Genomic DNA, 8,344 nt, shown 5'->3' on the forward strand with positions numbered 1-8,344 from the left:
TCCTATTCCAAATCCTTCAAGGCGCGGTTAGTGCAAGAGTGCGAGAAGCGAGGGCTGTCCTCCTCATTCACGCCTGATCAGACGCCTAGCAAGCTAACCGGCTTTTTATTGGGATTTGTTCAGGTTGCTGCGTGCGTTTGCGCAAACTCGATCGCGGTTGAGATATCCAATGAAATTGAAGCAAATGATTTCATCAGTAATGATTCGGGCAATGCCCAATCCCATTTTTCGCGCAGCATGTTTGCCACGTCTGCGAGTATCGAATCCAGATCGTTTGCATCCAGTTCACCTACGTCCTTGAGTGCCGCCAATGTCCGTTGGATATCGGCGTGAATCTCAATCGCCAAGCCCGCGTTATCACACGAAAGCCCCACATGATTGAGTAATAGGCGAAGCGCATCGTTGGCATAATCACCCAGCCAACTGATTAGATAGCATCTGCCTCCAGACTCAATGAGGTAGCGTTCACCGAGGCCTAACGCGTTGAATGTCTTTTTGGCTTCGTCGAGTAACGCTTGGGCATCGCGGTCTATGAATGGGCAAGGATTAGGGTCTGCGAGGACTGCTCGCATTTCCTTGCGCACGTTGTCATGCACCATGGCGCCTAGGCCGTCGAATAGGGGAGGAGCGCCCCCGCGTGCCGCGGCTACGATGATGACCTTTGCCTGAAGATCAACATCACGAACTTGCCACCGTCGGCCACCGAAGATGATGCGCTGATCCTTTGTCAAAGGCCTGCTGACGGGGACAGAGCCTAGGGCTTTACCGTCGCACACCAGGCGGAATTCCTCATCGCTGATGAAGGCGCTATAGAACTCATAGTGGTTGATCAGGCGCTCACCGACTGTCCCGGGTAGCAACAAGCCCGAGCTGTCTTGGACGATGAGTTCATGTTCTCCCAGCGACTTCAGCAGCTTGAGAAAGTCGGATTTTTCTACGTTCTTGAATGCCGCTTCAGCGACCAAGTGTTTCCAAAGATCAGCCGCAGTTGCACCACCACACTGAGCAATTACAGAGAGACATTGCTGAACGAGTGTGGACGCATGAAGTCCCTGAGTCCGGGGAGGTTCGAACCATCCACCAAGCAACAAACGAACCATGGCAATGGTCTGAACCAAACTTTGGCGTAACTGATCCGAAAGGCTGGAGCTGTCCTTTAGTGGCGACTCCTTGCAGTAAACGCGCAAGATCGCGTTTTCCCCCGGTCGCCTACCCGAGCGACCCAGTCTCTGTCGCAAGCTGGCCACCGAGGGTGGGGCGCCAATCTGCACCACTGTCTTGATGCTACCTATATCTATGCCGAGCTCCAGCGTCGTAGTACAGATGGCTGATGCTGCTTGGCCGCCAGCCTTGAGGGCGTGCTCAGCTTGCTCGCGCAAGTCTTTCGAAAGGCTGCCGTGGTGGGGCCAGAACTCATTGGGCACACCATCTTTCTCACAACGCCGGCGCAACTGATCTGCGTACCATTCAACTTGCTGCCGGCTGTTTGGGAAAATCAGATTGTTGCTACCACGCAATACCTTGTAGAGATGGTCAGCGATCGCAAAGTCGGGACTTGCCTTGTTTTCCGTTTCGTCTTCTTCGCTTTGTTCGTCAGCAGATTGGATGAGAAGCTTTTTAAGCTCGCTCATGGGGGGCTGGATGTAACCGCGAACCTGTACCTGGAGTGTCTGGCCTGAGTTTTCGGACTTAATGACGGTTACTCCTTCTGCGTCTGCAGAACGAAGAAACTCCTTAGCTAGACTCATATTGCCGAGCGTGGCTGAAAGCCCGACCCTGGGGAGTCGGCGCCCAGCAACGAGCTCTACTCGGTGCATCAGGGATTGAAGCTGTTTGCCTCGCTCACTTCCAATGAATGCATGCAACTCGTCCACGACGATATAGCGCAGATTCTGGAACACTCCGGCAAGACTGGAGCCTCGGTTGACGAACAGAGCCTCCAGGGATTCAGGCGTGATCAGCAGCACCCCTTCAGGCGACTTCAGGAAGCGATGCTTTTTACTTGATGAAATGTCGCCATGCCAAGCCACCACGGGAATTTCGAGCTGCTCACAGAGGCGGCCTAGTCTGTCCCATTGATCATTGATCAAGGCTTTGAGGGGACTGATGTACAACACTGACCCGGGTGGGTCGCAGTCGTTCAGCAAATTGGTGAGTATGGGGAGGAACGCAGCCTCAGTTTTCCCCGCCGCCGTTGCGGCGGCAATGATGACATCCTGATCGGCATCCACCAGTACCGGCACAGCCCTTTCCTGGGCGTCACGCAAGGACGTCCAGCCTTCAGCCCAAATCCATCGCTGAATACGGGGCTCCAGCTGTTCGAATCCCGATGACTCAGAGTGTGAAGGTGGCAAGTTCATCGTCCATGTCGACTTTCGTGTCCTCTTCTCCGCCCAGGTCTTTGGTTACCTCGACACCTCCCAGCAGCGTTTTCCAGTTAGCACCAGGATTTTGCTCCAGGATGGCCAGCAGATTGATAAATGCAGTAATTGTGGTGCGCGGCGTGCGGAAGTAGGCTTCACCCAAGCGCTGATTACAGTGCGCCATAAACAGGGGGAGCGCTTCGTCAGGCAGTAGATATTTTTCGACATCACCGCCCGCGTAAGCGTGGCGAAGCTTCTGCAGCAGTACATAGAAGTCTTCGGGGGTGAGGCTGGTCAGGCGAATCACCGGGCCCGACAGATCCACCAGCCCTGACTTGGCAAACGAGTTCTCAGCCAGACGCGATTGCAGGGCAGGGTAGCTAAACAGGCCTCGGCGAGTGTCCATCAAGAACTCTGGGGTACCGCCCAGGACGAATCCGAGCCCCTCAGACGACCCTTGCAGCGAATCATTGAGGATCCGCAGGATCTGCTCGTAGTTGGCATTGCGTGCCTGCGTGTTGGCCAGCTTGTAGAGGTTGACCAGCTCGTCGAGGCAGATCATCAGACCGCCAAAACCTGAGAGTCTGACGAATCTCGACAGCAGCTTGAGCTGATCGTAAACGGAGGCATCATCAATGATGGTTCGCACACCCAAGGCTGCGCGGGCATCGGTCTTGGTGGTGAACTCGCCACGCAACCAGCGAATGGCATCAGCCTTGAGTTGTTCGTTGCCTTCCTCGAAACCTCGGCAATACGCGGCGATTACTTCAGCGAAATCGTAGCCGTTGACCATCTCGGTCAACTCAGCCAAGTGTGCTCGAATGACAGTCTCACTGTCCGTGCCTGCCGCCTTGGCTTCCGTTTTGGCCTGCGAGATAAACTTCTCAACAATGCCTTGCATCGCACCACCGTCGGGCTTGGTGCGCGTCGACATGTTCTTGGCCAGCTCGGAGTAAAGCGAGCGTGCTTGACCGCCGGTGGCGTGCAACCTGCGATCCGGGTTTAAGTCAGCGTGCATGGTGACGAGTTTGCGCTCCATGGCGATGGCTCGAACCAAGTTCAAAAAGAACGTCTTGCCTGCACCGTACTCACCAATCACCACTCGAAATGCCGATCCGCTCTCGACCAGGCGATTGACGTCCTTGATCAGCGCATCCAGCTCTCCCACCCGGCCAACCTGAATCAAGTGTTGACCGACGCGAGGAACAACGCCTGCACGCAACGATTGGATGACCGCGTCGCGATCCTTGGCTCTGATAGTGCTCATAGGGCTAGTTCTTCCAGAATGTCTGTATTGATCTCGATGGGATCATCACCTTCGGTGACGGGCATGTCGAAGCGCTCAAAAGCCATTTCATTGATTTGCTCCAGGGCGCCATCGAGCATCAGCTCCATATCGCTGGCAGCGGCTTCAAGTTCGGATCGGCTCCATTCGGCACGGGAAATCAACAAGCGCAAGAATGCAGAATGTTCCAGATCGAGGCCGGCAACGTCAGCAGTGGTTTCGGTCGCCGACTCCACAGTCTCAACGGCCTGTTCCGGCTCCTCAACCTGGTCATCAGTGAATACCTGGGCGAGGAGGGCAGAGACTTCAGCCGTTTCACGTTGCAGCTCAGCAATGCGCTCGTGATCGAGCACGAAGCCCTGATTTGCAACGGCGGCTGATTGTGTGCCGGGTTCGGTTGAAGTGGAGCTTGTTGCAGGTTTGACGGGAGTAATACTCGCACCGGCTGCGGCGCCGTGAAGATCGCTGTAGAGCAGTTGACTATCCAGTTGCAGCGCCTTGTAAACACGCTCAAGAAGTTTCACTTCAGCGGGGCTGACGATTCCATCGGCTTGAGCCAAGTGAGCCAGGAAACTGGCAATCGTGCGCTTGGCTTCGACAGTTAGTGGATCGAGCTTTTTCTTCAAGCTTGCCAGCGTTGGTGGTTGCTGGATTTGAATCTGCAGGTGCGCCTTGAGACGTTTGCGATGGGCAACGCTCAGGTGGCTCCAGGAGTCGATGTGCTGAGCAAGCAGTGAGACTTCTTCATTGGATGTATCACCGTCGGCAGAGGCGACTGAACTGGCCAGATCGAGTGTGACAGAGGCCGCGTTGTAGGCCGCCGACGCTCGCAGTGATCCGTCCTAAGCTTGGGTCACGAACAGCGCGATACGATCTTCAGCTTTTGGAGTCCTGCTCCCTGCGAGAACATCAGGCTCCATACCGATATGAAGTGATTCCAATGCACGAGCAAGGGCCAGAACCTTGTCACGAGATAACGCACCGGCGCTTTTGAATCGACCGGCGAGTTCTCCAAAGCTCATGACAATCACATCGTCACCAATTCTGTTCTGAATCTCATCCAGCTCCGTACGGGCTGTAGCTGGCCATAGGGTGACTGGAAGTTGCAGCAGGCCTTCAAGGGCTTCTGCGCTTTCAGGATTTCGGCCTAGATATCGGCTGTAGGGTTCTAGCTCGCTGGTGCATAGCTCCACCAACGATTGCAGACTTTTGCGCGTTCCCGACGTTGCCATGACATCAGGAAGATCGCCCACGTTAAGCGAGAGGGCCATTAGAACTGCCGAGGCAGGTCGATAGCTGGCTTTAAGCTTGGTCTTGTTTTGGGCGAGCATTAGACCCGCAGGATGTGTACTGGCGTATTTGAGCTTGAACAGCGCCGCGAAGACATTCTTGCACCGAGTTACAGGAGTGCGCTTGCTGATATTGGGGTCAGCTAACGCCCATGCCAATGCCCAAGTGGCATCAAGTGGTCGTTTGTTTGCGGCGTGCTGCCCCAAACCAATACGCAGTGGAAGCGGCATTTCATAGCTGTAAGCAACTGCATCGGGAGGTGGGCCAAGGTAAAGGCTGGGGTCGAGCGATTGATTGCTCATGTAATCCAGAAAGCCCTCTGCGTAACCTCTGAATGATCGACTCTCCCCATAAATACTGAGCAATCGTTGGACTTCTTTGATGATCAGGGGGATTTCGGCCTTAACCTGCGGATCGCTTACTGCGTCAACAAGAACACGGCGCTCAAGGCCATAGAAAAACAGAAATACGTAGCCAGTATCTGCCAGCGGATCACGCCGTCCGCCTTCTAGCCACTGCAGGTAACCGCGCCTGGCTTCAGGCGAAATGGAATGGAAGCTTGGCCAGTAGGACATCAGCCGTTCTTTGATATCAACGTATGACTTGGCTATCCGTAGTTTGGGATTGAGCAGTGATGGCTCTTGCGCGTCGTATCGACCCAGCGCGCTTCCTACATAGAGCATTCCACTTGGAAGCGAAAAGCCGGCCACGGTAACTGACTCGCCCGCAGGCACCCAGCGGGTATCTGATTTCTGTTTGCTTACATCTGGGATTTGGAAGGAGGCGGAAGGAAGGGAGCCGAGTTGGACGGTATAAAATTCGGAGGTTTCTTCAGAGATATTGCTGGACGAAACCTCTTGCATCGAGAAACTCACGATCTTGTCGCGCGGCTCACGAAGAAGTGGTGTCGCTGAGGCGGATTTTTGCAACTGCACAAGCTGCCGTTTCGTGCGTGTGGCTAACAACCACATGACCCCGCCGATGCAAGCAACCACGCCAATAGCAATCCATGCATTCTTCGGGATAGAAGCGAGCGCACCAAAAGCCAGTGCGAAGATAATCAAGATGCCGGTGCCACTGGAGTTCTTTGCTTTCTTCCTTGCCATGAGTATTTCAGCCTTGAAAGGTGGATGCTGGCGCAATGGAAGTATCCGACAAATGCATTCATAGGGCCATGGGCTACGCAGCGCTTCTGAGCGGAAAAAAGCCCATCAGAGATCCCAAGGCGTTAGCTGTCACAGTCATCCTGGTGATCGAGCGCTTTGGCTATAGCCGTTTTCTCCAACGGGTTGAATTATTCAAGCATGGAATATACGCCTTCGATTGATTTTTGCCGCCAACCAGCTGTGACACTTAGCGGAGCTGAGGATTGATTACGTCTGTGGCGTTGTCTCAGCTCCAGGCGCTCGCAGATCCGTTGTATTCACAGGGCTAGGCAGTATAGGGAAGGGCATAGCCTCTATTGTTCTGGCGACGTCAACAAAAATATATTTTCGAAACGCCCCTTGAAAAATTTTTTGTGCGACGGATCTTTATATTTGAGGACAACAGAAAAGCAGCGATCTTGGCGCCTCTCCGTCCACCGGTCTTCCTGGACAACCTATGTGTTTTTTCGCTGTTGCTGTGCTCTAGCTTCTGGCTTTTCCTTGCGACTTATCTTGGCTGACGCCGGTGTATGGCTGCCTCATGGGGACAGCAAAATCGTCCCTTAGCGGCTGAAAGCCGCTGCTAACCCGTTTGATTTCAAATTCACGGTCTTTTTTTTGAAAAAATACTCGTGTCGGACAACTTTGTGCGTGTCAGTCCGCAGGTCAACTGGAGAGAGCAGATGGAAGACGAGATTGAGTCTCAGGTTTGGCGCACGGCGCAGCAGGCATATAGCAAGGTGTCGTTTGCGCGACTGCTTGAAGAGGCAGTCGCCAGTTTCAAGAGGGTTCCTGGCTTGATCCTATCGTGCGGCTGTACGCGTTACGGATCGGCGCTGAGAGCATCAGGGTGCTACGTGATGCTCTGAAACGTCTTGATATCGACGCTGGCCCAACTGAAAGTTACGTCGAGCTTAGATCTCGTCTGAGAACGCATTTACGCGATCATCTGCAATCGCACCTGATGAAGATCGGCTTTGCTTCTGACGCGATGAAAGCGGATCAGTTGGATAGAGATTTGGGGCTGTAAGGGGGCGGGGAGAGCCCAATAGCAGAACCTTAATCACGTTCCGATAAAGGGGATTCCGACAATGTCGGTAAACGGCAAAGGGCTGTTCGTGCCTCAGTCCGATTGTTCGCAAAAAAACCGTTAATTGATGTTTGAGTCGCCTATCGGTGTCGATTTCGTGGCTCATGGTTGCGTGAATCACGCTTACTTCCCGAAAGTCTTGACGACTACGTCAGCGATACCAACCCGGTGCGCGTAGTCGACGTCTTTTTCGATGAACTCGACCTGGTCAATCTGGGTTTTGAAGGTGCCATCCCAGTCGATTCTGGCCGGCCTGCTTACCATCCCTCGGTCTTGTTGAAGATCTACATCTACGGTTATCTCAACCGCATCCAGTCGAGCCGACGTTTGGAGCGTGAAGCCCAACGCAACGTCGAGCTGATGTGGCTGACCGGGCGGTTGATGCCAGATTTAAAAACCATCGCCAACTTCCGAAAAGACAACAGCAAGGCCATCCGAGGCCTCTGTCGCCAGTTCGTTGTGCTGTGTCAGCAGTTGGGAATGTTCGGAGAAATCTGGTCGCCATCGATGGCAGTAAATTCAAAGCCGTCAACAACCGCGACCGCAATTTCACCAGCGCCAAACTGAAGCGGCGAATGGAAGAAATTGAATCGAGCATCAGCCGTTACCTGGCGGCACTCGATGCTGCCGATTGGCAAGAACCAACAGCCTCCGAGCCCAATGCCGTGCGGCTGGAAGAGAAAATCGCCAGGCTCAAAACGCAAATGAAGGAGCTTCAGGCGATCGAAATCCAGCTCAACGAATCGCCGGATAAACAGGTCTCACTGACCGATCCCGACGCCCGTTCCATGATGACGCGTGGCACGGGAATCGTCGGCTACAACGTGCAAACAGCGGTCGATACACAGCACCATTTGATCGTTGCACATCAGGTGACCAACGTCGGCTCCGACCGAGATCAACTCAGCGCGATGGCCAAGCAAGCCTGCGAGGCGATGGCGTCAGATACGTTGTCGGTGGTGGCTGACCGAGGTTACTTCAAAAGCGAACAAATCCTCGCTTGTCACGAAGCAGGTATCACCGCCTATGTGCCCAAGCCGATGACCTCTGGAGCCAAGGCTGACGGGCGTTTCAATGTAAGCGTCTGCCCAACTCACGTTGCGTAAGTCAGACAGATACCCACTGATGCGGCAGCAGTTGGTCGATCTCACTCGCCCGTTGCGTCGGCAAC

The 8,344-nt window shown here is 54.2% G+C and carries 3 protein-coding genes and 2 pseudogenes; 2 read left to right on the forward strand and 3 right to left on the reverse strand.

Annotated features, from left to right (window positions below; all coding sequences use genetic code 11):
• Positions 1 to 119: 119 nt before the first annotated feature.
• The 3 genes and pseudogenes from HDC30_RS10775 to HDC30_RS10785 all read right to left on the reverse strand — a co-directional run bounded on the left by HDC30_RS10775 (position 120) and on the right by HDC30_RS10785 (position 6,044).
• Positions 120 to 2,360, reverse strand: a complete 2,241-nt coding sequence (locus HDC30_RS10775) for a DEAD/DEAH box helicase (RefSeq protein ID WP_183782885.1) — start codon at positions 2,358 to 2,360, stop codon at positions 120 to 122.
• Positions 2,335 to 3,630 (reverse strand): ATP-binding protein, encoded by a 1,296-nt coding sequence (locus HDC30_RS10780; protein WP_183782887.1) that lies wholly within the window; start codon positions 3,628 to 3,630, stop codon positions 2,335 to 2,337. The genes HDC30_RS10775 and HDC30_RS10780 overlap by 26 nt, the downstream gene beginning before the upstream one ends.
• Positions 3,627 to 6,044 (reverse strand): annotated as a pseudogene (locus tag HDC30_RS10785) (TerB N-terminal domain-containing protein). Before HDC30_RS10785 ends, HDC30_RS10780 begins: the two are co-directional and overlap by 4 nt.
• A gap of 35 nt (positions 6,045 to 6,079) precedes the next feature.
• On the opposite strand from HDC30_RS10785, the gene HDC30_RS10790 reads away from it, so the two are divergent.
• Positions 6,080 to 6,265: a hypothetical protein gene (locus HDC30_RS10790; RefSeq protein WP_183782889.1), complete on the forward strand. Its 186-nt coding sequence runs from the start codon at positions 6,080 to 6,082 to the stop codon at positions 6,263 to 6,265.
• Positions 6,266 to 7,281: 1,016 nt separating this feature from the next.
• A pseudogene (locus tag HDC30_RS10795) lies at positions 7,282 to 8,246 on the forward strand (IS1182 family transposase); the annotation flags it as partial.
• Positions 8,247 to 8,344: the final 98 nt, after the last annotated feature.

Origin of the sequence: Pseudomonas sp. JAI115 (genome assembly GCF_014200835.1) — a bacterium.
GTDB lineage: Bacteria > Pseudomonadota > Gammaproteobacteria > Pseudomonadales > Pseudomonadaceae > Aquipseudomonas > Aquipseudomonas putida_A.